The following is a 26218-nucleotide window of genomic DNA, read 5'->3' on the forward strand; positions in this document are numbered from 1 at the left end:
GAGGAAGGCGATCACATTCTTGGAGCTGTCATGCGCCTTCATATTCCAGTGAGGCGCCGATCAGTTCGCGCGCATAGGGATGTGTCGCGCCATTGCCGGCGATGGCCTCGCGCGGCAGGATTTCGGTGATTTCGCCGCGCAGCATCACGGCGAAGCGGTCACACATGTGATCGACGACGGCGAGGTCGTGGGTCACCATGATATAGGTGAAACCGCGTTCCTCGCGTAGGCGCTGCAACAGGTTGAGGATTTCCGCCTGCACCGAAACATCGAGCGCAGACGTCGGCTCGTCAAGCAGAAGCAGCGACGGTTCGAGGATCAGCGCACGGGCAATCGCCACGCGCTGCCGCTGGCCGCCGGAAAGCTGATGCGGGAAGCGGTCCAGGAACGACACGGGCAGGCCGACATCCGTAATCACCTTGCGCATACGCTCCTCGCGGTCGCCGAGCTTGTGGATCGAGAGCGATTCCGACAGCACGGTGCGCACCGACTGGCGGGGATGCAGCGATCCATAGGGATCCTGAAACACCATCTGCAACGTGCGGCATCGCTCGATCAGCGGCATGTCGCGAACCGACTGGCCGTTGATGAGAATTTCGCCACTCCAGAAATCGTTCAGCATCGACACGCAACGAAGCACGGTGGATTTGCCCGAACCGCTTTCGCCGACCAGCCCGAAGCACTCGCCCGGCTCGACGCGAAAGGACACGGAGGGCAGCACTTTCAGTGCCGTGTGGCCACTGCCGAAGGTGATGGAAAGATCGCGGGTTTCAACGGAAACGGCCATTATACTTTCTCCTCCAGCCACTCGGGACGGCGATCCAGCACCGCGAGCGGCGCGCGCGTGCCACCGATGCGCGGCTGCGCCGCCAAAAGGCCACGCGTATAGGGATGCTGCGCCTGATCGAGATCGCGCGCGGCAAGCGTTTCCACCACCCGGCCGGAATACATGATGAGAACCCGATCGCAGAAATTGCGCACCAGATTGAGGTCATGGCTGATCATGATCAGGCCGATGCCGCGATCCCGCACAAGGCTGTCGAGAATGTTCAGAACTTGAAGTCGTACCGTCACATCCAGCGCGGAGGTCGGCTCGTCGGCGATGACGAGATCGGGATCGGCAAGCAGCATCATGGCAATCATGACACGCTGGCCCATGCCGCCGGAAATCTCATGCGGATATTGCTCGTAGACGCGTTCGGCGTCGCGGATCTTCACCGCGTCGAGCATGGCGAGCGCCTTTTCCCGGGCTTCCGATTTCGATGCCTTGAAGTGGCGCAGGTAGGTTTCCGTCACCTGATCGCCGACGCGGCGAATGGGATTGAGGGAGAATTTCGGATCCTGAAGGATCATCGACATGCGCCGTCCGCGAACCTTCAGCATCTCTTTCTCACTGAGCGATAGAAGATCGAGACCGTCAAAATCAAGCTTGTCGGCGGTGATCGTCGCCGATGGCAGGAGACGCAGCAGGGCCCTGCCGACGGTGGATTTGCCCGAGCCGCTTTCGCCGACAATGCCGAGGCGCTCCCGGCCAAGGGTAAAGGAGATGCCGCGCACGGCCTCGGTGGGCGAGCCGCCATAACGGATGCGGAGATTTTCGACGTCGAGGATTGGTTTTTCCATGGCCCTATTTCCGGTTCATCTGCTTCGGATCGAGCGCATCCCGCAGACCGTCACCCAGAAGGTTGAAGGCGAGGCTGACGGAAAGGATCGCAACGCCGGGGAAGGTGACGAGCCACCAGCTGTCGAGCATGTAACGCCGACCGGTGGCGATCATCGCCCCCCATTCTGGCAGCGGCGGCTGTGCACCGAGACCGAGGAAGCCGAGGCCGGCGGCGGTCAGAATGACGGTCGCCATGTTCAGCGTCAGGCGGATCAGGACGGAGGGCAGGCACATCGGCATGATCGATTTTATGATGATACGCAGCGGCGAAGCGCCCTGAAGCCTTGCGGCGGCGATATAATCCGCCTTGCGGAACGTCATCGCCTCGGCTCGGGCGAGGCGTGCGATCGGCGGCCATGAGGTGAGCGCAATCGCAATGATCGCATTGTTGAGACTGGGGCCAAGCGCCGCCACGAAGGCGAGTGACAGGATGAGGCTCGGGAACGACAGGAAAATATCCGTGATGCGCATCATCACCGTATCGAACTTGCCGCCGAGATAACCGGAGGCCGTGCCGACCAGAAGACCGACTGGACCGACGATGATCGACACCAGCGAAATGATGGTGAGGGTGATGCGGGCGCCCCAGAGAAGGCGGCTGTAGATATCGCGTCCAAGCTCGTCCGTGCCGAAGAAATGGCCGTTGCCTGGCGGTTGCAGCGTATTGGCAAGATCCTGCACATAAGGATCATGCGTCGCAAGCCAGGGCGCGAAAACCGCCGCGATGACGAGAAGCAGCAAGACAGCCAGACCGAAAGCCGATGTCGGGCTTTTCAGCAGGAAGACAAGGATGTTCTTCAGCGCGTTCAACGGCACTGGAAGACGCAGGGAGGTTTCAGCACGGGCTGTCATCAGCGGGTCCTCGGATCGAAAAAGCGGTAGAGAATGTCGGACAGGAGATTGAGCCCGATGAAGATGACGCCGACGATGAGTACGCAGGTCATCACGGCATTCATGTCGCCGATGATAAGATTGCTGGTGAGATATTGACCGAAACCCGGCCAGGCAAAGACAGTCTCGATCAGGACCGCGCCTTCCAGCAGTGAGCCGTAGGCAAGGGCGATGATGGTGACGAGCTGCACGCGGATATTGCCGAAAGCGTGCAGCCAAACCGTTTGCCGTTGCGACAGGCCTTTGACGCGGGCGGTCGTCACATATTCCTGCCCTAGCTGGTCGAGCATGAAGCTGCGCGTCATGCGGGTGATATAGGCCGACGACGAGTAACCCAGCAGAGCGGCGGGGAGGATGAGGTGATTGATGGCCGACCGGAAGACTTCCATATCGCCCGCAAGCAGGCTGTCGATCAGCAGGAAGCCCGTTCGCTCCTCCACGAGACCGATATAGAACTGGTCCATGCGGCCGCCGCCGCCGACAAGGCCGAGATGGGCGTAAAAAACGATAAGGGCGATCATGCCGGTCCAGAAGATCGGCATGGAATGGCCGAACAGGCTGAGCACCCGCACGAGATGGTCCTGCCAGCGGTCTTTCTTGACGGCGGCGTAGACGCCCATGGGAATTCCAAGGCCGGCGCCAATCAGGATTGCGAAGGTCGCAAGCTCCATCGTCGCCGGCATCACTCGTATTATATCTTCGATGACGGGACGGCCGGTGCGGATCGACGTTCCGAAATCGCCGGTGAAGACATCGCCTAGATAATAGATGAACTGTTGCCACAGCGGACGGTCGAAACCGAGCGCATGGTAAACCTGCTCATAGGTTTCGCGGGTCGCGTCCTCGCCGACGATCGCCCGCACCGGATCGGCGGGCATCAGGCGGCCGATGAAAAAGGTCAGCAGCAGCAATCCGAGCAGCGTGACCGCAATACTTCCGATCTGGCCGGACAGGCCATACAGCGAAAGGCGTCTTTTTGGCATGATTCCTCCCTTGCCAGAAGTCGATTGCGCAAAAGAGCGAAGGCGTAATCCTGTCTGACAACTATTCACAAGTTGTCACAGGTGTTGGAGGCTGTCAAGCATATGCCGGCAAATTTGATGCCGCAGCGAGGCCTGGAAATCCCGGAACCGGGCAGCGGCGCTGCCCTCCGGAGGCGGCGTTTCGCCCCGGAAACCAACCGTTCTTTCCTTCGCCGGAACAGAAATCACGCACGTTGCCGCGATCGAAAAAACTGTACTCTTCAGCTGCGAAAAATGCCTGCGGAGAAATCAGTCCAGCGATGATACCGGCTACATCGCCGCTTCAGGGGGAGGGAAAAAATGGCGGAGATGACACTTCTGGCATTTGCCTTGGTCGCCTTTATCGGCATTGCGACGCCCGGCCCAACGGTTTTGCTGGCGCTCGCGAATGGCTCACGGTTCGGGGTCCGCCGCGCCCTGATCGGCATGGCCGGTGCTGTTCTCTCCGATTTCGTCCTGATCGGCGCGGTTGCGCTGGGATTGGGAGCCTTGCTCGCTGCCTCGGAATTCTGGTTCGGCGTCGTTAAATGGGTCGGCGTTTGTTATCTTGCTTTCCTCGGCATCATGTTTTTGCGCTCCAGAGGGTCGCTCGATGGCGCGCTCCAATCGGCAGCCGCAACCGGAGCCACTTCCGCCCGCTCGATTTTCCTCAAGAGCTTCCTTGTGGCGGTTACCAACCCCAAAGGATATCTGTTCTTTTCGGCCTTCCTGCCGCAATTCATCGATCTGGCAATGCCGCAGATCCAGCAATATGCGGTGCTTGCGCTGGTCTTTGCCAGCATCGATTTCATCGTGATGTTCGGATATGCCCTGCTTGGCTCGCAGGCCGTCAGATTATTGCGGAAATCCGGAGCGCTGTGGCTCGACCGAATTTGCGGCGGCGCGCTTCTGACGCTTGCCGCCTCTCTGGCCTTGTATCGACGGGCAAGCACGTAAACCGCTGAAGAAGAACGTTTTTCCAAGTTAATCTGCGGCGGTTCTGGAACGCAGAAGCACCTTGTAACGCTCAAGACTGCCGCGCAGATGCGCCGCCATATATTGGCGGGCGGCATCGGCGTCACCTTCAATGATGGCGTCTACGATCTTCGCATGCTCCTCCTGGAGATGAAGGTTGTAGTCCTTCGGACGCGAGCCGGGCGCTGCACCCTGCAACTCGCCACGGGGAATGATGCCGGAGCGGATGAGTTGAAGAAACTCGGGGAAACGCCTGTTCTGCGTCGCCTGCGCAATCGCCAGATGGAACTCGAAATCGGCGTCCCGTGTCGGCAATCCAGCGGAAAGACAGTCACCGACACGCCGATGCGCATCGACAATCGTCTCCACCTGCACGGCGGAACGACGCGATGCCGCGAGCCCGGCAGATTCGACCTCGAAGACGGTGCGCAATTCCAGCAATTCGATCACAGAGGAGATCCGCCCCACCGCCAGATCGTTGAAAGGCACCTCCTTGGCCGGTTTCGCCTCAATGGCGAAAACGCCTGCTCCCTTGCGAGCCTCAACAAGACCATCGGCACGCAGAATGGCGATTGCCTCCCGAACCACCGTGCGGCTGACGGAATATTCGCGTGTCAGCGCGCTCTCGCTCGGAAGGCGGTCACCGGGGAGGAACACACCCTCCGACAAATCCCGCCTTAATGCCGAACTGATTTTCGCCGCGAGCGATACCTGCTTCGTGCTGCTCTCAACGTCCATTCCGGCCCACCTGTTTTAAACTTGTCTGGCATGTTAGCAAACACCTGCCACATTGCAAGGGCCGCGCTTCTCGCCCTCCCCATTGCCAAGCGGGTGATACAGCAAAAGCGGCATCTGCCGTCAGGCGGCCGCCATCGCCGAACCGCTGGAAAAGCGGCTTCTATATTCGCCCGGCGAAAGGCCGAGAATACGGTGAAACACGCGGCGAAAGGCGGCGGCATCCTCGTATCCCACCGACCAGGCGATCTGGTCTACCGAACGGCGGGTAAATTCCAGCAATTCCCGCGCCTTGCCGACACGCAGATGCTGAACATATTCGATGGGTTTCATGCCGGTTGCGGCCTTGAAACGGCGCAGGAAGGTCCGCTCCTCCAGCCCGGCATGTGCGGCCATATCGGTTACGCTGGTGGCTCGTCCCGCCCGCGCCTGCAGCCAGTGCTGCACCTTCAGGATCGGCTCGTCGCCATGCATTAGCCTCGGCGCAAAACTGCTGTAATGTCGCTGTTCCCGTCCTGAAGGGTCGATCAGCAGGAACTTGCCGGTCTCGATCATGACCGAAGGTCCGAGCAGGCGGTCGACGATGCGCATGCCGAGATCGGTCCATGCCATCAACCCGCCGGCGGTGATGATGTCGCCATCCTCAATGACGATCTTGTCTACCTCCAGACGGACATCGGGAAAACGCTCGCGAAACGGTTCGGCAAACATCCAGTGGGTCGTGGCCGGACGGCCGGACAGGAGACCGGTCGCGGCGATGATGAAGGAGCCGCCGCAACTGGCGGCCAGCGTCGCGCCATGCGCGTGCCGGTCCAGCAGCCAACGGGCATAAGGCTCGGCCTCGTCGATTTCGGCAGGCCCGGTCAGCCGGCCGGGCACGACGAAGATATCGGGATGTCCCGGTCTGCCCGGATCGGTGTCATGGCTGCGGGAAAAACCGCCGCCCTCGCCCATGCTCCAGTGGCTGACCCGTAATTTCTGTCCGCCGCGATCCTCTGAAAAGACCGAGGCAATGCCAAAAAGGTCGGTGATGCCGTGCACCATGGCGACCTGACAGTCCCGATAGAGGACCAAACCGACTTCCAGCGCGCTTCCCGCAACACCCGCCATGCCCCGTATCCCCGTTTTGTCAGTTTCGGCTCGTTTTCTGTCAGAAGCGCCAATCCAGCCCCGGCTGTCTCCAGAGTATCTCTATTCCCACGGGACGCAAGCAAACCACCCGCAACAGGAGAGAGAGCCATGACAACGATAACCACCAGAGACGGAACGCACATCTTCTACAAGGACTGGGGCCCGAAAGACGGCAAGCCCATCATCTTTTCCCACGGCTGGCCGCTCAGCGCCGATGCATGGGACGCGCAGATGGTGTTCTTCGCCAATCACGGTTTCCGCACCATCGCCCACGATCGCCGCAGCCATGGCCGCTCCGATCAGGTCTGGCACAACAATACCATGGATCAATATGCCGACGATCTGGCCGAACTGATCGAACAGCTCGATCTTCACGACGTCGTTCTCGTCGGCCATTCCACCGGTGGCGGCGAGGTGACGCGTTATATCGGCCGCCACGGCACGGCCCGCATCGCCAGGATCGCCCTCATTGGCGCGGTGCCGCCGTTGATGCTGAAGACAGAAAGCAATGCCATCGGCCTGCCGATCGATGTTTTCGATGGTATCCGCAAGGGCACTTTTGACAATCGCAGCCAGTTCTTCAAGGATCTGTCCATTCCCTTCTACGGTTACAACCGCGACGGCGCTGTGATTTCTGAAGGCATTCGCGACGAATTCTGGCGGCAGGGCATGATGGGCGGCCTGAAAGGCCAGCTTGACAGCATCCGCGCCTTTTCGGAAAGCGATTTCCACCAGGACCTGAAGGCCTTCGACAAACCGACGCTGGTGCTGCACGGCGATGACGACCAGATCGTCCCGATCGGCGCTTCTGCACTCTCCACGGTCAAGATCGTCAAACATGCGGTGCTCAAAGTCTACGAGGGTGCCGACCATGGCCTGACGCAGACCTATCAGGACCGGTTCAACGCCGACCTTCTCGCCTTCATCACCGCCTGAAACCATAGGACACAGGAGACACGGATATGACACAGAGTACGTTTCTCATCACCGGCGCATCCGACGGCATTGGCGCGGTCTATGCCGAACGCCTGGCAAAACGCGGCCACGATCTCATCCTCGTGGCGCGGCGCGTCGAAAAGCTGAAAGCACTGGCCGAGCAGCTGGAAAAAGATCATCACGTCGCTGTCGAAGTCCTTGCCGCCGATCTTTCCAGGGCGGAAGACCTCGAAAAGGTCGAGGCCCGGCTGCGCGAAGACCGGCGGATTACCGGCCTCGTCAACAATGCCGGCATTGCCGGAGAAGGACCGATCACGGCGCTGGATCCGGCCCATGTCACGACGATGATCAACCTCAACATCCTTGCCGTCACCCGGCTTGCGGCGGCGATCGCGCCGCGCCTTGCCGCCGATGGAAAGGGCACGATCATCAATATCACCTCGGTAACGGCGCTGATGCCGGCGGCGTTTACCGCCGTCTATCCTGCGACCAAGGCCTTCGTTCTCGCCTTCACCGAGGCGCTGCACGCCCAGCTTTCCCCTTCCGGCGTGCGGGTCCAGGGCGTCTTGCCGGGCATTACCCGCACGGCGATCTGGGAAGAGGAACGGCTCGACGCCATTCCGGCTGCCATGGTCATGGACGTTAACGAGATGGTGGACGCCGCCCTTGCCGGTCTCGATCTCGGCGAGGTCCTGACCATTCCTTCCCTGCCGGACAGCGCCGACCTGGAGAATTTCCTTGCAGCCCGCGCAGCATTGAGGCCCAATCTGTCGCATGCACTTGCCGCCGGCCGGTATCGTGCAACTCAAACCGAATAGAGGGAGACGCATCATGATCCTCGGACTGACAATTCCCCAATTCACGACATTGCACGTTGCCTTGAGCCTCATCGGCATAGCAACCGGACTGATCGCCCTGCCCGCTTATGCGGCCGGGCGATGGATGCCGCGCATGACGGCCCTTTTTCTCGTCACGACGCTCGCCACCACGCTCACCGGTTTTCTGTTTCCGATCGGCAACTTCACACCGGCGCTTGGCGTCGGCATCATCTCGGCCGGCATTCTGGCGGTCGCACTGGTGGCGCTTTACGGATACGGGCTCAATGGCAGGGCGCGCATCGTCTATACCATCACCGCCACGATGGGCCTTTATCTGAATATGTTCGTGCTGATCGTCCAGGCCTTCCTCAAGGTCGAAACGCTGAACGAACTGGCGCCGAACGGCAACGAGCCGCCATTTCTCGTCGCCCAGTTGGCCCTGCTGGTCGCGGCAATCTGTCTTGGCTGGAAGGCGACACGGCGCAAGCTCGTCGCCAGAGGCCAGCCCGCGTCCTGAAGCTTCTTTTCGCGTCTATTGCGGCCAATCAATATACATTATACAATAAGGTATATTGTTATAAAGCAACAGGAGATCCCGATGAATGCCGTGAGGATCAACGACCGTCTGACTGTCGCAGGCCAACCGGAAATCGCCGACTTTCCATCGCTTTCCGCAAAGGGATATAAAGGCATCATCAATGCCCGGCCGGACGGTGAAGAACCCGGCCAGCCGGGCAATGCGCACGAAAAAAGCGCCGCCAGCGCCGCGGGCCTGGCCTATAGTTTCATTCCGGTCAGCAACCCGACCATTACCGAGGCCGATATTCGTGCCTTCCAGCAGACGATGACCGAGGCCGAAGGCCCCGTATTTGCCCATTGCAAAGGCGGCACCCGTGCGCTCACGCTCTATGTTCTCGGCGAAGCGCTGGACGGGCGCATGGAACCGGGTGAAATCCACACGTTCGGCAAGAGGCATGGTTTCGACCTCTCCGGCGCTGTCCGCTGGCTGGAGCGGCAAATTTCGTCAAAACCGCACGTCAAGGCGTTCTTCGATCCGCGTACATGCAGCGTGCAATATGTCGTCGCGGACCCCGCGAGCAGGCGCTGCGCCATTATCGATCCCGTCTATGATTTCGACGAGAAATCCGGGGCGACCGGAACCATGAATGCGGACGCCATTCTGGATTATGTGGCGAACCAGGGCCTGTCGGTGGAATGGATTGTCGATACCCATCCGCACGCCGACCATTTTTCCGCCGCCCATTACCTCAAGCAGAAGACCGGTGCGAAAACCGCCATTGGCGCCCGGATAACCGGCGTGCAGAAGCTTTGGCAGGAGAAATATAACTGGCCCGATCTTGAGACCGACGGCTCGCAATGGGACCGGCTGTTTGAAGCGGGAGACCGTTTCAGCATCGGCTCGATCGAGGCGCGCGTGCTGTTTTCGCCCGGTCACACGCTAGCCTCCGTGACCTATGTCGTCGGCGATGCCGCCTTCGTGCATGATACGCTGTTCATGCCCGATTCCGGCACGGCGCGGGCGGATTTTCCCGGCGGCAACGCCGGAGAGCTTTGGGCGTCCATTCAGGACATACTTGCCCTTCCCGATGATACACGGCTTTTCACCGGCCACGACTACCAGCCCGGCGGCCGCGCACCGAAATGGGAAAGCACCGTCGGCGAACAAAAACGCAACAATCCGCATCTGGTCGGCATGACAAAGGAGAGGTTCATTCAGTTGCGCGAGGCAAGGGACCGCACCTTGCCGATGCCGAAGCTCATTCTGCACGCCTTGCAGGTCAATATCCGTGGCGGTCGTCTGCCGGAGCCGGAGGCTGACGGCAAGCGTTACCTGAAATTTCCGCTCGACATGCTGGAGGGCAGCGCATGGTGAAGGAAACCACGCTGAAACAGGCCCCGCACATCACCGAAATCGTTATTCCCGCCTTGGAGGAACGTGCTGAAGAGGTCGCACTGCTTCTGAAGACGCTCGCCCATCCCGCGCGGTTGATGCTCGCCTGCACGCTCGCGCAGGGGGAATTTTCCGTCGGCGAACTGGAGACCAGGCTGGATATCCGCCAACCCACACTCTCCCAGCAGCTCGGGGTCTTGAGGGAAGCCGGCATCGTCGAGACCCGGCGTGAGGCCAAACAGATTTTCTACAAGCTCGCGGAGGAAAAAGCGGCACAGCTGATAGAGGCGCTTTATGCCATATTCTGTGCGCCGGAGGAGAGTGCGTAGCGGTTTTACGTCCGGACAATGCGCAAAAACAAAGAGGTAGAGCACGTCGAATGATTCCGTTCAAACGGGACGTGCTCCAACTGCGCGCGAGCCGAAAAGCTCGCGCGCAGGCTCACTCGATCACAAATTGATCAGGCTCTTGCCCGTCATTTCCGCAGGCAGCGGCACATTCATCAGTTGCAGCAGCGTCGGGGCGACATCGGCGAGAATACCGTCATGCAGCTTTGCGCCTTCAGGTCCGCCATAAAGGATAACCGGCACCGGGTTGGTGGTATGCGCGGTATGCGGGCCACCGGTCACCGGGTCCACCATGGTTTCGCAATTGCCGTGATCGGCAATCACCAGCATGGCGCCGCCCACCTTTTCCAGCGCGGCAATGACGGCGGCAAGCCCGCGATCCACGGCTTCACAAGCCTTGATCGCAGCCTGTAGATCGCCGGTATGACCCACCATGTCAGGATTGGCGTAATTGGTGACGATGAGATCGTAACCCTTGCCTATCGCCTCGACGAATTTCTCCGTCACTTCCGGCGCGCTCATTTCCGGTTGCAGATCATAGGTCGCAACCTTCGGAGATTTCGGCATGAAGCGGTCTTCGCCCACTTCCGGCTCTTCCTTGCCACCATTCAGGAAGAAGGTGACATGCGGATATTTTTCCGTCTCGGCCAGACGGAACTGCCGCAAGCCCTGCTTTGCCACCCAGGCGCCCAGCGTATTGGCGATATCGCGCTTGGGATAAGCCGTCGCCATGAAGGTGGCGTGTTTGGTGGAATATTCCACCATGCCAAGCAAGGCCGAAAGCTCGGGCTTTTCGCGCTTGAAGCCATCGAAATCATCCGCGCCGATTGCGAGCAGGATTTCACGGGCGCGGTCGGCGCGGAAGTTCAGGCAGAAGAGGCCGTCATCGGCCTTGAAGCCCTCATAATTGTCGATCACCGTCGGCAGGATGAATTCGTCGGTGACATTGTTTTTGTAACTTGCGGCAACGGCGCTGACAGCGTCAGGCGCATGTTCGCCCTTGCCGAGAACCATGGCGTCATAGGCTTTTTCAACACGCTCCCAGCGATTGTCACGGTCCATCACATAATAACGGCCGATCACGGTGCCGATGCTGGCGCCTTCGGGCAGGTTGGCCGCAAAGGCGGTGACAAAACCTTCCGCCGATTGCGGCGCGACATCGCGGCCATCGGTGATGGCGTGCACGACGACCTTCAACCCCAGATCGGTCAAGAGCTTCACCGCCGCCTGACCGTGGACGATGTGGCCGTGAACGCCACCATCGGAAACGACGCACATCAGATGCGCCACGCCGCCCGCAGCCTTCACTTTGGCAGCGAAATCGAGGATCGCGGCATTCTGGAAAAAGCTGCCATCCTCGATCGCCAGATCGATCTGGCCGAGATCCATGGCAACGATACGGCCCGCGCCGATATTGGTATGTCCCACCTCGGAATTGCCCATCTGCCCGCTGGGCAGGCCGACATTCGGACCGAAGGTGGTCAGTCTGGCATTCGGGCAGGTGGCGAAAAGCCGGTCCATGGTCGGCGTGTTTGCCAGAACCGGCGCATTGCTGGACGTGTCCTCGCTCAGTCCCCAGCCATCGAGAATAGTCAGGACAACGGGTTTGGGAGTGCTCATGAAAGGACCTTCTTCTTCATTCGGTTGCCGGCGGACAGCGAAGCGCTGGGCACCGGAGCGCCCCCGTCCGCCGCTGTGATCGTGATGAGAAAACACACTTCTCGTTCTTTCTCTTCTATACCCGAAGATCGCGAACGCAAGCCTATACCGACACCGAAACAGTTCCGTGAAGGTCGAAAACAACCCGCTAAAAAGCTATGCACGCGTCAGTCGATGAAGATCAGCGCGGGCTTTTCCAGCAGCGCCTTGACGGCCTGGATGAAGACGGCGGCGTCCCAGCCGTCGACAACCCGGTGATCGAAGCTGGAGGACAAATTCATCATCTTGCGCGGCACGAAACGCGTTCCATCCCAGACCGGCCGCGTCGCGATCTTGTTCACGCCGATGATCGCGACCTCGGGGTGGTTGATGATGGGCGTCGAAACGACACCGCCCAATGCACCGAGCGAACTGATGGTAATGGTGGATCCCATCAGCTCGTCGCGCGCTGCGGTGCCGGTGCGGGCCGCCTCGGCGACACGCGCGACTTCCGACGCGCATTCCCAAAGACCGAGCGTTTCCGTGTGACGAACGACCGGGACTGTCAGCCCCGCCGGCGTCTGCGTGGCAATGCCGATATGAACCGCTTCGTAGTGGCTGACGACATCTTTCTCGTCATCGAAGGTGGCGTTCATGCCGGGATGGTCGGCAAACGTTCTGACAAGCGCGCGCATCAGGAACGGCAGGATTGTCAGTTTCGGCTGTCCGGAACGGCGGTTGCCGTTCATGGTCGCGCGCAAATCCTCCAGATCCGTCACGTCGATTTCCTCGACATAGGTGATGTGGGGGATACGGGAGACGGAAAGCGTCATCTTCTCGGCGATCTTGCGCCTCAGCCCCGTCACCTTCACCTCTTCCACAGCGCTGTCGCCGGGCACGACCGGCGCGAGCCGTTCTGGCTTTGACCGCGAGGTGAGATAGGTATCGAGATCGGCGTGGGTGATATGCCCGTCCGGCCCCGTTGCCCTGACCTGTCCAAGATCGATATCGAGATCGTCGGCGCGTCGGCGAACGGCGGGGGACGCCAAAGGTTTATGATGCTCGATCTCAGGCGAAGGAGGCGCATCGTCGATTTCGCGGGCCGGCGGGCTTTCAACAACCGGCGGCGCTTCCGTCATGTCGGAGGGCGCTTCCGCCTCCGGTCCGTTGCCATCGGGAGTGGCGGCAGAAACATCGGTTTCGATGCGAACGAGCGGCGCTTTCACCGGCACCGTATTTCCCACGGCCACGGCCAGCCATGTGACGACGCCGGCCACAGGTGACGGGATTTCCACCGTAGCTTTATCCGTCATCACCGCGGCCAGCACCATGTCCTCATGGACGAGATCGCCCGGTTTCACGTTCCATTCCACCAGTTCCGCTTCCGCGACGCCTTCACCGACATCGGGCATAGTGATAATAAATTCCGCCATAATCAGGCCTCCATGACTTCGACAAGGGCGCGTCCGACGCGGGCAGGCCCCGGAAAATAGTCCCATTCCTGCGCATGAGGATAAGGCGTGTCCCAGCCGGCGACGCGGACGACGGGGGCTTCGAGATGGTAGAAGCAATGTTCCTGCACCAGCGACACCACTTCCGCGCCGAAGCCGGAAGTGAGCGTCGCCTCATGCACCATGACGCAGCGGCCCGTCCTGGAAACGGACTTGACGATGGTGTCGAGATCGAGCGGCAGCAGGCTGCGAAGATCGATGATCTCGGCATCCACGCCCGTCTCCTCCGCCGCCGCCAGCGCCACATGCACCATGGTACCGTAAGCGATGACGGTGACATCGTTTCCGGGGCGGCGGATTTCGGCCTTGCCGATCGGAATGGTGTAGTGCCCTTCTGGAACCTCGCCCATGTCGTGCTTGGACCAGGGCGTCACCGGCCGGTCGTGATGGCCGTCGAAGGGGCCGTTATAAAGCCGTTTCGGCTCCAGAAACATCACCGGATCCGGGTCTTCGATCGAGGCGATCAGCAGGCCCTTGGCGTCGTAGGGATTGGAAGGAACCACCACCTTCAGACCGCAGACATGCGTAAAAAGCGCCTCCGGGCTCTGGCTATGCGTCTGCCCGCCGAAAATGCCGCCGCCGGTCGGCATTCTGAGGACGATAGGGCAGGTGAAATCGCCGTTGGAGCGATAACGAATGCGGGCCGCCTCCTGGGTAATCTGGTCGTAGGCGGGATACATGTAATCCGCGAACTGGATTTCGACGCAGGGACGCAAGCCATAAGCGGCCATGCCGATGGCGGTGCCGACAATGCCGGATTCGCTGATCGGCGCATCGAAACAGCGGGTTTTGCCGTATTTTCCCTGCAACCCTTGCGTGGCGCGGAACACGCCGCCGAAATATCCCACGTCTTCGCCGAACACCACCACATCGTCGCTGCGCTCCATGGAGACATCCATGGCGCTGCGGACGGCTTCGATCATCGTCATTCTCGTCATGTCAGTACCCGGCTTTCTGGCGTTGGCGCACGAGATGCGGCGGCATCTCTGCGTAAACGCCCTCGAAAATATCCTTGGTCGGTGGCTTGCCGCCCGCATGCAGCGTGCCGTGGCTTTCCGCCTCGCGCTGCGCCTCGATCACCTCATCGGCAATTTCCGCCTCCGCCTGCCGGTGCCGCTCCTCCGACCAGACGCCGCGCACGATGAGATGTTTCTTCAGCCGCAGAACCGGGTCGCCGAGCGGCCAGGCCTCGGATTCGGTCTTGGGACGATAGGCGCTCGGATCGTCGGAGGTGGAATGCGCGCCGACGCGGTAGGTCACATATTCGATCAGCGTCGGGCCGAGATTCCGGCGTGCGCGTTCGGCGGCCCATCGGGCCACGGCATAAACGGCGAGATAATCATTGCCATCGACCCGGAGCGCCGGAATGCCGAAACCCAGCCCTCTGGCCGCAAACGTGCCGGAACCGCCACGTGCGATACCCTGAAAAGTGGAAATGGCCCATTGGTTGTTGACGATGTTGAGGATCACCGGGGCCTTGTAGGTAGAGGCGAAGACCAGCGCGGAGTGAAAATCCGATTCCGCCGTCGAACCGTCGCCGATCCACGCGGCTGCGATTTTCGTATCGCCCTTGATGGCTGACGCCATCGCCCAGCCGACCGCCTGCACATATTGTGTGGCGAGATTGCCGGAGACGGTGAAGAAGCCATGCTCCTTTGAAGAATAGAGAACCGGCAATTGCCGCCCGTGCAACGGATCCAGCTCGTTGGAATAGATCTGGTTCATCATGGTAACGAGCGGATAATCGTCGGCGATCAACAGACCCGCCTGCCGGTAGGTCGGGAAATTCATATCGCCTTTGGAAAGCGCCTTGCGGAAGGCGCAACTGACCGCCTCCTCGCCCAGATGCTGCATGTAGAAGGAGGTCTTGCCCTGCCTCTGCGCCATCAGCATGCGGGCATCGAAAGCCCGCAGCCGCATCATGTTCTTCAGGCCGACAAGCAAATCCTCATCCGAAAGCAGCCCTGCCCACGGCCCGACCGCTTCGCCTTGATGATTGAGGACGCGGATGATCGAATAGGCGAGATCGCGCATGTCTTCAGGCGCCGCATCCACCTCCGGGCGCGGCACCGACCCGGCCTTGGGTATCTTCACATTGGAGAAATCCGGCTGGTCGCCGGGCCGCACCGCAGGCTCTGGAACATGCAGGCTGAGACGTGGTGTTTCGGTGATGTCCATTCTACTCCTCCCGTCACGGTCTCCTCCAGACCGCGAAAACTCTCAAAGGTTCCGCGCGATCACCATCCGCTGGACATCGCTGGTTCCCTCGTAAATCTGGCAGATGCGCACATCGCGATAGATCCGCTCCACCGGATAATCCGCCATGTAGCCGTAACCGCCGTGAATCTGGATGGCGTCCGAGCAGACACGCTCCGCCATCTCCGAGGCGAAAAGCTTGGCCATCGAAGCTTCCGAAAGGCAGGGCTCGCCCGCTTCCTTCAGCGCCGCCGCATGCAGCACCAGTTGCCGCGCCGCCGCGATACGCGTCGCCATATCCGCAAGCCGAAACGCCACGGCCTGATGCTCGATGATTGCCTGCCCGAAGGCCTTGCGCTCACGGGCATAATCCCGCGCCGCCTCGAAAGCCGCCTGCGCCATGCCGACCGCCTGCGCGGCGATGCCGATGCGGCCGCCTTCAAGGTTAGCGAGCGCGATGCGATACCCCTGTCCCTCTTCGCCGAGCCACAATTCGGCTGGGACCGCCATGTTAGTGAACGCTATCTGACAGGTATCGGAGGAATGCAGGCCGAGTTTTTCCTCGACCCTGATCACCTCGTAACCCGGCGTATCGGTGGGCACGATGAAGGCGCTGATGCCCTTTTTGCCTGCGTCGACATCGGTGACGGCAAAAACGATGATGACATCGCCATTCTTGCCTGACGTGATGAACTGCTTCGCGCCGTCGAGGATATAACGGTCGCCATCGCGCCGCGCCCGGGTCTTCAGGTTGGAGGCATCGGAACCGGCCTGCGGTTCGGTGAGCGCAAAACCGCCGATCCATTCACCGGAGGCCAGTTTCGGCAGGAAACGCTGCTTCTGATCTTCAGTGCCGAATTTGAGGATCGGTACGCAGCCGACCGAATTGTGAACGCTCATGATGGTGGAACAGGCGCCGTCACCGGCCGCGATTTCTTCCAGCGCCAGAGCATAGGCGACGGCACCGGTTTCCGATCCGCCATAGTCCTCCGAGACCAGCATGCCGAGGAAGCCGAGTTCGCCCATCTCTTTCAGTTCGTCTTTCGGAAACCGGCTTTCCCGGTCGCGCGCGCCGGCACCGGGGGCAAGCCGCTCGCGGGCAAAATCGCGGGCCATATCCCTGATCTGCTGCTGGGCTTCGTTCAGGATCATCGCCGCCTCCCGCAGGAGCGCTCGGCAGAGGCAAAGGCGGCGGCCGCGCCTGAACGGGACGTGGCCATCAATTCGAATTCGCCCTGGAACTTACCCATAGAACTACGGGCAGCCCCGACGACAACGACAGGGTCATGCACAGCCAAATTCACCTCCCTTAGTCACACCCTGCATGAGAGAATGACTATCATCGCGATCTCCTCCAGACCGAAACTGACATGAACGCTATCACTATCTCGAATTCATTTCAAAGCTATTTTGATTGACAGTTTTTCGATTGGCTATATCTTTGATCCAATAAATAGACATATCGTAGAGCAAATGATCCATGATTGAGCTCGACAGTTTCGACCAGAAGATTCTGCATGTGCTCGGCGATGATGGGCGGGTGAGCTGGCGTGATCTGGCAGCCCGGATCGGCCTTTCCTTCACGCCAACGCTGCGCCGGGTGCGCAAGCTGGAAGAGGAAGGCATCATTCGCGGTTATACCGCCGTGTTCGATGAGAACCGGTTGCTCGGCAATATGGGCGTCTTCATTTCCGTCACGCTTGAGCGGCAGATCAAGGAAGCGCTGACGACGTTCGAGCACCACGTCGCCTCCATTCCGGAAGTTGTGGGCGGTTACCAGACGAGCGGCAGTTCCGATTATCTCATTCATGCCATGGTGCGGGATTTGCCGCATTATCAGCAGCTTCTGGATTTCCTGACCACGGTTCCCGGCGTGTCACGCATCCAGTCCAATTTCGCCATCAAGACATTCGTGCGCCGTTCCGCCGCCTTCACCGGAGGTGACGCGCCATAAATGAGAGCGACCGGCGCGGAGGAGGTGCCGGTCGACTGGGAGGAGGAGTAGACGCGATGAGTTTGAACCTCGCCGCAATTTTCGACGCCGATCTCGGCCCGGAAATCGCAGCATTGCGCGACAGCGCAAGAGCATTCGCCGACGATAAAATAGCGCCGCTCGCCGCCGAGATCGATCGCAACGACCAGTTTCCGCGCAAGCTCTGGCCACAGATGGGCGAACTTGGCCTGCACGGCATCACCGTTTCGGAGGAGTACGGCGGCGCGGATATGGGCTATCTCGCCCATTGCGTGGCCATGGAGGAGATAAGCCGGGCATCGGCTTCCATCGGCCTTTCCTACGGCGCCCATTCCAATCTCTGCATCAACCAGATCCACCGCTGGGGAACCGAAGAGCAGAAGCGGCGATATCTGCCGAAACTCGTCTCGGGCGAGCATGTCGGTTCGCTCGCCATGAGCGAGACGGAAGCCGGATCGGATGTCGTCTCGATGCGGTTGAAGGCAGAGCGCAAGGGTGACGTTTATGTGCTGAACGGCACGAAGATGTGGATCACCAACGGCCACGAGGCCGATACGCTGGTAGTCTACGCCAAGACGGACATGTCCGCCGGTGCGCGCGGTATCACGGCCTTTCTGATCGAGAAAGGCTTCAAGGGTTTTCGCCCGGCCCAGAAACTCGACAAGCTCGGCATGCGCGGCTCGCCCACCTCCGAACTGGTATTCGAGGATTGCGAGGTGCCGGAAGAAAACATTCTCGGGCGCTTGAACGACGGCGTGACGGTGCTGATGAGTGGCCTCGATTACGAGCGCGCCGTACTTGCGGCCGGCCCGGTCGGCATCATGCAGGCGGCCATCGATCTGGTGCTGCCCCATGCGCGTGAGCGCAAGCAATTCGGCAAGCCGATCGGCGAATTCCAGCTGGTGCAGGGAAAGCTAGCCGATATCTATTCGGGCATGAATGCATCCCGCGCCTATGTCTATGCCGTTGCCCGCGCCTGCGACAACGGCCGCATCACGAGGCAGGATGCGGCAGGCGCGATCCTGTTTGCCGCCGAGCGGGCGACACAGGTGGCGCTGGATGCGATCCAGCTTCTCGGCGGTTCCGGCTATGTCAATGAAAGCCCGGCGGGTCGCTTGCTTCGGGACGCCAAACTTTATGAAATCGGCGCGGGCACCAGCGAAATCCGCCGGATGCTGATCGGCCGCGAACTGGTCAAAGGCAACGGGTGAGGAACGCGATGAAGCTTACATCCACTCTGAACCGCGACCCCACCTTTTCCGCCAACGTCACCTTCATGTCGGGACTGGTGGATGACCTGAGGCTTCACGTCGAGAAAATCTCCAGAGGCGGCGGCGACAAGGCGCGCGAACGGCATCTGTCACGCGGCAAATTGCTGGCGCGTGACCGGATCGAAGCCCTTATCGATCCCGGCAGTCCGTTTCTCGAATTCTCGCAATTCGCAGCTTATGAAGTCTATGACGAACCCGTGCCCGCTGCCGGTATCGTCACCGGCATCGGCCGGGTCGCCGGCCGCGAATGCGTGATCGTCGCCAATGATGCGACGGTGAAAGGCGGAACCTATTATCCTCTGACGGTGAAGAAACATCTGCGCGCGCAGGAGATCGCCACTGAGAACCGCCTGCCCTGCATTTATCTGGTGGATTCTGGCGGTGCGAACCTTCCCAATCAGGACGAGGTTTTTCCCGACCGCGATCATTTCGGCCGCATTTTTTACAATCAGGCCAATATGTCGGCGGTGGGCATCGCCCAGATTGCCGTAGTGATGGGCAGTTGCACGGCGGGCGGAGCCTATGTGCCCGCCATGAGCGACCAGTCCGTCATCGTCAAAAATCAGGGCACGATTTTTCTCGGTGGCCCGCCGCTGGTGAAGGCCGCAACGGGCGAAGTGGTGAGTGCGGAAGAACTGGGCGGTGCAGATGTTCATTCGCGGCAATCCGGCGTCACCGATCATTATGCCCATGATGACCGCCACGCTCTGGCGCTGACCCGGCGGATCGTCTCCACCCTCAACCGCCGCAAACAGGTGGATCTGGACATTCGCCCACCGGCGGAACCGCTTTATCCGGCCGAAGACCTTTACGGCATCGTGCCCGCCGATACACGCAAGCCCTTCGAGGTGAGCGAGATCATCGCGCGTCTGGTGGACGGCTCTGAATTCGATGAGTTCAAGGCGCTTTACGGCACGACGTTGGTCTGCGGTTTCGCCCATATCCACGGCTATCCCGTCGGCATCGTCGCCAATAACGGCATTCTGTTTTCGGAATCGGCGCTGAAGGGCGCGCATTTCATCGAACTCTGCTGCCAGCGCGGCATTCCCCTGGTTTTCCTGCAGAACATCACCGGCTTCATGGTCGGCAAGGCCTATGAGGCAGGCGGCATCGCCAAGGATGGCGCAAAGCTCGTTACCGCTGTCGCTTCAGCCAAAGTGCCGAAATTCACGGTCATCATCGGCGGCTCCTTCGGTGCGGGAAATTATGGCATGTGCGGGCGCGCCTATTCGCCGCGCTTCCTCTGGATGTGGCCGAATGCGCGCATTTCCGTGATGGGCGGTGAGCAGGCGGCATCCGTTCTGGCGCAAATCCGGCGCGACGGCATCGAGGCGGATGGCCGCCACTGGTCCACCGAGGGCGAAGAGGCGTTCAAACAGCCGATCCGGGAAAAATACGAACGGGAAGGCCATCCCTATTATGCCAGCGCAAGGCTGTGGGACGATGGCATCATCGACCCGAAGGATACCCGCCTCGTGCTCGGCCTTGGCCTGTCGGCTGCGCTGAACGCGCCGGTTGAACCCACCCGTTTCGGCATATTCAGGATGTGAGGCGACGATGTTCTCAAAAATACTGATCGCCAACCGCGGCGAAATCGCCTGCCGGATTATCCGCACCGCTCGCAGCATGGGCATCCGCACCGTCGCGGTCTATTCGGATGCAGACCGCGACGCCATGCATGTGGCGTTGGCCGACGAGGCCATTGGCATCGGCCCGGCATCTGCGCGTTCCTCCTATCTCGACGGCGAAAAAATCATTGCCGCCGCACAAGCAAGCGGCGCGGAGGCCATTCATCCCGGTTACGGTTTTCTCTCGGAAAATGCCGGTTTCGCCGAGACCTGCGCAGCCGCCGGCCTCGTTTTCATTGGCCCGTCGCCGCAAGCGATCCGCGCCATGGGTGGAAAAAGCGAGGCGAAGGCGCTGATGGCGGAGGCGGGTGTTCCCGTCGTTCCCGGCTATCACGGTGAAGATCAGGCCGACAAAAAGCTTGCAGACGAGGCAGAATTTATCGGTTATCCGGTGCTGATCAAGGCCTCGGCTGGCGGCGGCGGCAAGGGCATGCGTGTCGTCCGGAAGAAACGCGAATTTGCAGCCGAGCTTGCCGGTGCCAAACGGGAAGCACTTGCCGCCTTCGGCAACGACCGCATCCTGATCGAAAAATATCTGGAACGGCCGCGCCATGTGGAGGTGCAGGTCTTTGCCGATGGCCATGGCAACTGTTTTTCGCTGTTCGAGCGCGACTGCTCCATCCAGCGCCGACACCAGAAAGTCATAGAGGAAGCCCCTGCCCCCGGCCTGCCCGACGCGCTCAGGCAACGCATGTACGAAGCGGCGGTCGCCGCCGCTCGCGCCATCGATTATCGCGGCGCGGGAACGGTGGAATTCCTGCTCGACCCATCCGGCAAGTTCTATTTCATGGAAATGAACACGAGGCTTCAGGTCGAACATCCGGTGACGGAATATATTACCGGTCTCGATCTGGTCGAATGGCAAATCCGCGTCGCTCAAGGGCAGTCGCTGCCGGAAGACTGGAACACTCTGCGCATCAACGGCCACGCCATCGAGGCCCGGATTTACGCCGAAGACCCGGCACATGATTTTCTGCCGTCGATAGGTACGGTCAGCCATCTCGTCTTTCCGGACGGGGACGCCCATCTCAGGATAGACAGCGGCATTCGTGCGGGCGATGCCATTACTGTGCATTACGACCCGATGATCGCCAAGCTGATCGTTTGGGATCATGATCGTCCCTCGGCCGTGCGGCGTCTGCGGCTTGCGCTCGAAAAACTGGCGATTTGCGGCGTCACCAGCAACGCCGCCTTTCTGACCCGGCTTGCGGAACTGGATGCTTTCGGAGCGGCCAATCTCGATACCGGCTTCATAACCCGCAACGAGGCGGCGCTTTTTGCCCCTGCGACCACAGGCGAAAACGAAATTGCTCTGGCCGCGCTCGGCCTGCTTCTTTCACGCAAGAATGGGCCTAAGCTGCCGCAGGCCGATCCTTACAGCCCGTGGAACGCTACAAACGCTTTCCGCCTCAACGCGCCTGCGCGTGAGACCCTGCGTTTCGTCCTCGACCATCACCCCTTTGACGTTGCCGTCACGCATGAGACTGACGATGTTTCGCTGGAGATCGGCGAGCGAACCATTCGCGCTCATGGCAGCCTCTCACAAGACGGCACATTGCAGGCGACTGTCGATGGCAGACAAAGGCGGGGCTATTTCTTTGCCAGCGATAACGGCCACGCGCTTTTTCTGGATGGCGAACAGTATCGTGTCAGCCAGCCCGACCCCGTCGATATTGCGGATTCCGCCATTCATACCGGCGGTCTGGAAGCGCCCATGCCCGGCATCATTCGCGCCGTCCTGAGCGAGAACGGCGCGACCGTCGAAGCCGGTGAGGCGCTTGTGGTGATGGAGGCGATGAAAATGGAACACACGATCCGTGCGCCCGCAAAAGGCACCGTCACCGCCATCAATTGCGCCGAAGGCGATATGGTTGCGGCCGGTGCGGTGCTGGTGGATTTCGAGCCGAAGGGCGCGTGAGATGGCCTGGCCCCAAACCGTCAAAATCGTTGAAGTGGGTGCACGCGATGGCCTGCAAAACGAAAGTGCTGAGGTTTCCACCGCCGTCAAGATCGAGTTGATCGAGCGGCTGGCTGCGGCCGGACTGACAGCGGTGGAAGCGGGAGGCTTCGTCTCGCCTAAAAAAGTTCCGCAAATGGCAGGCTCGAAGGAGGTGTTTCAGGGTCTCCAACGCCGACCTGGCACGGCCTATCCGGCGCTCGTTCCCAATCTGAAGGGCTTCGAGGCCGCCATCGAGGCGGGTGTGACGGAGATCGCCGTTTTCGTGTCCGCCTCCGAAGGTTTCAGCCAGCATAATATCGCCTGCTCGCGCGCCGAAAGTCTTGAACGTCTGCGAGATGTTGCGGAGGCTGCGGCCAGCCGGAACATCCGCATGCGCGGTTACGTCTCCTGCATCGCCGGTTGCCCTTACGACGGTGTGGTCGCACCCGATGATGTGGCGGCGATGGCCGAGGCGCTTGTCGCCATGGGATGCTACGAAATTTCCCTCGGCGATACGATCGGCGTCGGCACGGCCGGCCAAATCCGCAAACTCATCGACCACGTATCGACCCGCATCCCGCGCGAAAACCTCGCCATGCATTTCCACGACACCTATGGACAGGGCGTCGCCAATGTGCTGGCCTCGCTTGAGGAAGGCATTTCCGTTTTCGACAGTTCCGTGGCGGGGCTGGGCGGTTGCCCCTTTGCGCCGGGCGCCAGCGGCAATGTCGCCACCGAAGACGTTGCTTATCTGCTGCAAGGGCTTGGTATTAAAACCGGCATCGACCTGATGGCGGTGGCAAGAACCGGGGACTGGATAAGTCGCCATCTCGGCAGGCCAAGTGCGGCCCGCGCCGGAAAAGCGCTGCTTTCGGCAAAAATGGAGGGTAACGCGCATGGCGGATGAGTTGTTGAGCGAGAAGCGCAAGGACGTTCTGTGGCTGACGCTCAACCGGCCGGAAATCCACAATGCCATGAACGCGGCGATGACGGACGCCTTGACGCATGCGATCCAGACAGCCTCCAGCGACGACCACTTACGTGCCGTGGTGATAACGGCGGCAGGAAACCGCAGCTTCTGCTCCGGGGCCGATCTCAAGGAAAGCGCTGGCGGCATGTTCCTCTCGCACGCCGGAACGAACCCCATCGCTGACGTGATGCGCGCCATCGAGACCTGCGACAAGATCGTCATCGCCCGCATCAACGGGCGGGTGCTGGCGGGCGGGCTCGGCCTTATCGCGGCTTGTGATCTTGTTTATGCCGCCGATCATGCTGAGTTCGGCCTGCCGGAAGTTCGCGTCGGGCTTTTCCCGGCCATGGTGGCCGCGAAACTTCTGGCCAAAATACCGATGAACCGGCTTCATGAAATGGCCTATCTCGGACAACCGATCACCGCCGCAGAAGCCGAACGCATCGGCCTTATCAACCGCGCAGTGCCATCCGCCGAACTCGACAGTGTTATCGAGGAGGTTCTCGCCCGCTTGCGGCAGAATGCACCGGGCGCGATCGCAGCCGGAAAGGCCGCGTTACTGGCGATGCGCGACATGCCGTCAGTCGAACGGCTTGCCTTTGCCGAAAGCGTCATCGCGAAGATCAGCAGCGGCGAAGAGGCGCGCGAAGGCCGACAGGCATTTGCTGAAAAACGCCCGCCTATCTGGGTTCGCGGGTCCTGAACCGCCACTCAAGGTCTTAATCGATATTATGCCCGCAGCCGCGTTGACCCCGTTCGGCAAATCGAGTTCTATCCAGCACCTTTCGCCGGAGGGCGATCGGGGAGCCGGAGGAGAGCCTATGCGCCTTGTAAAAACCGTCGCCGAATTGCGCGGCCTGACCGCCACGTTTCGCCGCGATGGCAAGACCGTCGGCTTCGTGCCGACCATGGGCTTTCTCCATATCGGCCATCTGACGCTCGTTGCCAAAGCCAAGGCGGAGAACGACGTGACGGTGGTCTCGATCTTCGTCAACCCGCTGCAATTCGGGGCGAATGAGGATCTTGCCCGTTACCCCCGCGATCTCGCCCGCGACAGCGCGCTGCTGGAAGAGGCGGGCGTCGATATTCTTTTCGCACCGGAAGTCGCGGAGATGTATCCGCGCCCGATGCAGACCGTGGTGGATGTGCCGGAACTGGGTAGCCAGCTGGAAGGCGCGGTGCGGCCGGGCCATTTCGCCGGCGTTACCACCGTCGTCACCAAGCTTTTTAATCTCGTTCAGCCGGATGCGGCCTATTTCGGCGAAAAGGACTACCAGCAGGTGACGCTGATCCGGCGCATGGTGGAAGATCTCGCCCAGCCGGTCCGGGTCGTTCCGGTCGCCACCGTGCGTGAGGCGGATGGCCTCGCCTGCTCCTCGCGCAATGTCTATCTGAGCCCTGCGGAGCGCGCCGCCGCCGTTATCGTGCCACGCGCGCTCGATGAGGCGGAACGGCTCTATAATGAAGGCTGCGACGATCCGGCCACTTTCGAAGCGGCAATAGAGAAATTCATCGCCGCCGAGAAGCTGGCATCGCCCGAAGTCGTGGCAGTGCGCGATCCCGACACGCTGGCCCCCGTTGCTTCGTTGCAGGCGGGGCCTGTGCTGGTGGCGCTATTTGTGCGGGTGGGCAGCACCCGCCTGCTCGACAACCGCGTTATCGGACGTGATAAACCCGGCAAACAGGAGGCTGCACGATGAGCACGCACGGGAAACACAAGCGGCTGACCACGGCCTCCATCCGGCAGATGAAAGGCGAGGCGCACATCGTCTGCCTCACCGCCTATACGACGCCGATAACCCGCCTGCTCGATCCGCATTGCGATCTGCTGCTGGTAGGAGATTCCCTCGGCATGGTGCTTTACGGCATGGATACGACGGTGGGCGTCACGCTGGATATGATGATTGCCCACGGCCGTGCCGTCATGCGCGGCGTCGAACACGCCTGCGTCATCGTCGACCTGCCCTTCGGGACCTATCAGGAATCGAAGGAACAGGCGTTTCGCAATGCCGTGCGGGTGATGCAGGAGACCGGTTGCGACGGCGTGAAGCTGGAAGGCGGCGAGGAAATGGCGGAAACCATCGCTTTTCTGGTGGCCCGCGGCATTCCCGTGTTCGGCCATGTCGGGCTGATGCCGCAGCTGGTCCATACCGCCGGAGGGTTCCGCTCGCTCGGGCATTCGGATGCGGAAACACAGAAAATCTGGCGCGATGCGATTGCGGTCGATCAGGCAGGCGCCTTCGCCATCGTCGTGGAAGGCACCGTCGAACCGCTCGCCCGCGAACTGACCGAAAAGCTTGCCGCCCCAACCGTCGGCATTGGCGCATCGCCGGCCTGCGATGGGCAGGTGCTCGTTTCCGACGACATGCTCGGCCTCTTCACCGACTTCAAACCGAAATTCGTCAAACGTTTCGCCGATCTGGGGTCGACCGTCTCGCAAGCAGCGGCAACTTATGCCGACGAGGTGCGCTCCGGCGTCTTTCCGGGGCCGGAGCATACGTTTCAGGTTCGCAAGCAAGCGCCTTCGGGGGAGTGACGGAACCAATACCCTCGTCATGCTCGGGCCTGTCCCACTACTGTCCGGTTTAAATCGGCTCCCAGTTGAATTGCATCTGGCGGAGGTCTTTTGTTGTTTCGGGCGGTGGTTTTGCGAGTTGGTCGGTTCTTCTGCGGAGCATGAGATT

At 60.7% G+C, this 26218-nt stretch carries 25 protein-coding genes; 14 read left to right on the top strand and 11 right to left on the bottom strand.

What is annotated here, in order from left to right; all coding sequences use genetic code 11:
• Window positions 1–28: 28 nt before the first annotated feature.
• Genes QSK43_RS16245 through QSK43_RS16260 form a run of 4 tightly spaced genes read right to left on the bottom strand, consistent with a single transcriptional unit; the run spans window position 29 to window position 3537 of the window.
• Window positions 29–787, bottom strand: a complete 759-nt coding sequence (locus tag QSK43_RS16245; RefSeq protein WP_045017538.1) for an ABC transporter ATP-binding protein — start codon at window positions 785–787, stop codon at window positions 29–31.
• Complete coding sequence (locus tag QSK43_RS16250) at window positions 787–1623, bottom strand: ABC transporter ATP-binding protein (protein ID WP_332304298.1); 837 nt, start codon at window positions 1621–1623, stop codon at window positions 787–789. The genes QSK43_RS16245 and QSK43_RS16250 overlap by 1 nt, the downstream gene beginning before the upstream one ends.
• 4 nt (window positions 1624–1627) lie before the next feature.
• Window positions 1628–2515 (bottom strand): ABC transporter permease, encoded by an 888-nt coding sequence (locus tag QSK43_RS16255; protein ID WP_332304299.1) that lies wholly within the window; start codon window positions 2513–2515, stop codon window positions 1628–1630.
• Window positions 2515–3537, bottom strand: a complete 1023-nt coding sequence (locus tag QSK43_RS16260) for an ABC transporter permease (protein ID WP_332304300.1) — start codon at window positions 3535–3537, stop codon at window positions 2515–2517. The genes QSK43_RS16255 and QSK43_RS16260 overlap by 1 nt, the downstream gene beginning before the upstream one ends.
• A 339-nt stretch (window positions 3538–3876) precedes the next feature.
• On the opposite strand from QSK43_RS16260, the gene QSK43_RS16265 reads away from it, so the two are divergent.
• Entirely contained in the window at window positions 3877–4512 is a 636-nt protein-coding gene (locus QSK43_RS16265) for a LysE family translocator (protein ID WP_332304301.1), read from the top strand.
• Window positions 4513–4539: 27 nt separating this feature from the next.
• Here the strand turns inward: QSK43_RS16265 and QSK43_RS16270 are convergent, their stop codons facing one another.
• Window positions 4540–5268, bottom strand: coding sequence for a FadR/GntR family transcriptional regulator (locus QSK43_RS16270; protein WP_332304302.1), 729 nt, complete (start codon window positions 5266–5268; stop codon window positions 4540–4542).
• Window positions 5269–5388: 120 nt separating this feature from the next.
• Window positions 5389–6375 carry a GlxA family transcriptional regulator gene (locus QSK43_RS16275; protein WP_332304303.1) on the bottom strand — a complete coding sequence of 329 codons (987 nt, stop codon included), beginning with the start codon at window positions 6373–6375 and terminating at the stop codon, window positions 5389–5391.
• Between the two features lie 129 nt (window positions 6376–6504).
• On the opposite strand from QSK43_RS16275, the gene QSK43_RS16280 reads away from it, so the two are divergent.
• The 5 genes from QSK43_RS16280 to bigR all read left to right on the top strand — a co-directional run bounded on the left by QSK43_RS16280 (window position 6505) and on the right by bigR (window position 10391).
• Window positions 6505–7332, top strand: a complete 828-nt coding sequence (locus QSK43_RS16280) for an alpha/beta fold hydrolase (RefSeq protein WP_332304304.1) — start codon at window positions 6505–6507, stop codon at window positions 7330–7332.
• A 26-nt stretch (window positions 7333–7358) separates the two neighbouring features.
• Window positions 7359–8150 (top strand): SDR family NAD(P)-dependent oxidoreductase, encoded by a 792-nt coding sequence (locus tag QSK43_RS16285; protein ID WP_332304305.1) that lies wholly within the window; start codon window positions 7359–7361, stop codon window positions 8148–8150.
• A 13-nt stretch (window positions 8151–8163) separates the two neighbouring features.
• Window positions 8164–8667 (top strand): hypothetical protein, encoded by a 504-nt coding sequence (locus QSK43_RS16290; RefSeq protein WP_332304306.1) that lies wholly within the window; start codon window positions 8164–8166, stop codon window positions 8665–8667.
• 81 nt (window positions 8668–8748) lie between these two features.
• Window positions 8749–10044, top strand: coding sequence for a bifunctional sulfur transferase/dioxygenase Blh (blh, locus tag QSK43_RS16295; RefSeq protein ID WP_332304307.1), 1296 nt, complete (start codon window positions 8749–8751; stop codon window positions 10042–10044).
• Window positions 10038–10391 carry a sulfite-sensing transcriptional repressor BigR gene (gene bigR / locus QSK43_RS16300; RefSeq protein WP_332304308.1) on the top strand — a complete coding sequence of 118 codons (354 nt, stop codon included), beginning with the start codon at window positions 10038–10040 and terminating at the stop codon, window positions 10389–10391. Before blh ends, bigR begins: the two co-directional genes overlap by 7 nt.
• Window positions 10392–10511: 120 nt before the next feature.
• Here the strand turns inward: bigR and gpmI are convergent, their stop codons facing one another.
• From gpmI to QSK43_RS16325, 5 genes are all read right to left on the bottom strand, one after another.
• Window positions 10512–12029 carry a 2,3-bisphosphoglycerate-independent phosphoglycerate mutase gene (gpmI, locus tag QSK43_RS16305; protein WP_332304309.1) on the bottom strand — a complete coding sequence of 506 codons (1518 nt, stop codon included), beginning with the start codon at window positions 12027–12029 and terminating at the stop codon, window positions 10512–10514.
• A gap of 206 nt (window positions 12030–12235) precedes the next feature.
• On the bottom strand, window positions 12236–13480 hold the full coding sequence (locus QSK43_RS16310; RefSeq protein WP_332304310.1) for a dihydrolipoamide acetyltransferase family protein: 1245 nt from the start codon (window positions 13478–13480) through the stop codon (window positions 12236–12238).
• Between the two features lie 2 nt (window positions 13481–13482).
• On the bottom strand, window positions 13483–14496 hold the full coding sequence (locus tag QSK43_RS16315) for an alpha-ketoacid dehydrogenase subunit beta (protein WP_332304311.1): 1014 nt from the start codon (window positions 14494–14496) through the stop codon (window positions 13483–13485).
• Between the two features lies 1 nt (window position 14497).
• Window positions 14498–15730 carry a 3-methyl-2-oxobutanoate dehydrogenase (2-methylpropanoyl-transferring) subunit alpha gene (locus QSK43_RS16320; protein WP_332304322.1) on the bottom strand — a complete coding sequence of 411 codons (1233 nt, stop codon included), beginning with the start codon at window positions 15728–15730 and terminating at the stop codon, window positions 14498–14500.
• Window positions 15731–15778: 48 nt separating this feature from the next.
• Window positions 15779–16906 (bottom strand): acyl-CoA dehydrogenase family protein, encoded by a 1128-nt coding sequence (locus QSK43_RS16325; RefSeq protein ID WP_332304312.1) that lies wholly within the window; start codon window positions 16904–16906, stop codon window positions 15779–15781.
• A gap of 328 nt (window positions 16907–17234) precedes the next feature.
• Here QSK43_RS16325 and QSK43_RS16330 point away from each other — a divergent pair, with 328 nt between their 5' ends.
• From QSK43_RS16330 to panB, 8 genes are all read left to right on the top strand, one after another.
• The gene (locus QSK43_RS16330) at window positions 17235–17708 is read left to right on the top strand and encodes an Lrp/AsnC family transcriptional regulator (RefSeq protein WP_003500312.1); all 474 of its coding nucleotides are present in this window, start codon (window positions 17235–17237) and stop codon (window positions 17706–17708) included.
• Between the two features lie 56 nt (window positions 17709–17764).
• The gene (locus QSK43_RS16335) at window positions 17765–18937 is read left to right on the top strand and encodes an isovaleryl-CoA dehydrogenase (RefSeq protein ID WP_332304313.1); all 1173 of its coding nucleotides are present in this window, start codon (window positions 17765–17767) and stop codon (window positions 18935–18937) included.
• Between the two features lie 8 nt (window positions 18938–18945).
• Window positions 18946–20547: a carboxyl transferase domain-containing protein gene (locus tag QSK43_RS16340; protein WP_332304314.1), complete on the top strand. Its 1602-nt coding sequence runs from the start codon at window positions 18946–18948 to the stop codon at window positions 20545–20547.
• Between the two features lie 7 nt (window positions 20548–20554).
• A complete protein-coding gene (locus tag QSK43_RS16345) occupies window positions 20555–22543 on the top strand; it encodes an acetyl/propionyl/methylcrotonyl-CoA carboxylase subunit alpha (protein ID WP_332304315.1) in 1989 nt (662 codons plus the stop codon).
• A gap of 1 nt (window position 22544) precedes the next feature.
• Window positions 22545–23471: a hydroxymethylglutaryl-CoA lyase gene (locus QSK43_RS16350; RefSeq protein ID WP_332304316.1), complete on the top strand. Its 927-nt coding sequence runs from the start codon at window positions 22545–22547 to the stop codon at window positions 23469–23471.
• A complete protein-coding gene (locus QSK43_RS16355) occupies window positions 23461–24237 on the top strand; it encodes an enoyl-CoA hydratase-related protein (protein WP_332304317.1) in 777 nt (258 codons plus the stop codon). The genes QSK43_RS16350 and QSK43_RS16355 overlap by 11 nt, the downstream gene beginning before the upstream one ends.
• A 118-nt stretch (window positions 24238–24355) precedes the next feature.
• The gene (gene panC, locus QSK43_RS16360) at window positions 24356–25234 is read left to right on the top strand and encodes a pantoate--beta-alanine ligase (RefSeq protein WP_045017498.1); all 879 of its coding nucleotides are present in this window, start codon (window positions 24356–24358) and stop codon (window positions 25232–25234) included.
• A complete protein-coding gene (gene panB / locus QSK43_RS16365) occupies window positions 25231–26070 on the top strand; it encodes a 3-methyl-2-oxobutanoate hydroxymethyltransferase (RefSeq protein ID WP_332304318.1) in 840 nt (279 codons plus the stop codon). Before panC ends, panB begins: the two co-directional genes overlap by 4 nt.
• Window positions 26071–26218: the final 148 nt, after the last annotated feature.

Origin of the sequence: Rhizobium sp. GR12, assembly GCF_036596185.1 — a bacterium.
GTDB classification, from domain to species: domain Bacteria; phylum Pseudomonadota; class Alphaproteobacteria; order Rhizobiales; family Rhizobiaceae; genus Agrobacterium; species Agrobacterium nepotum.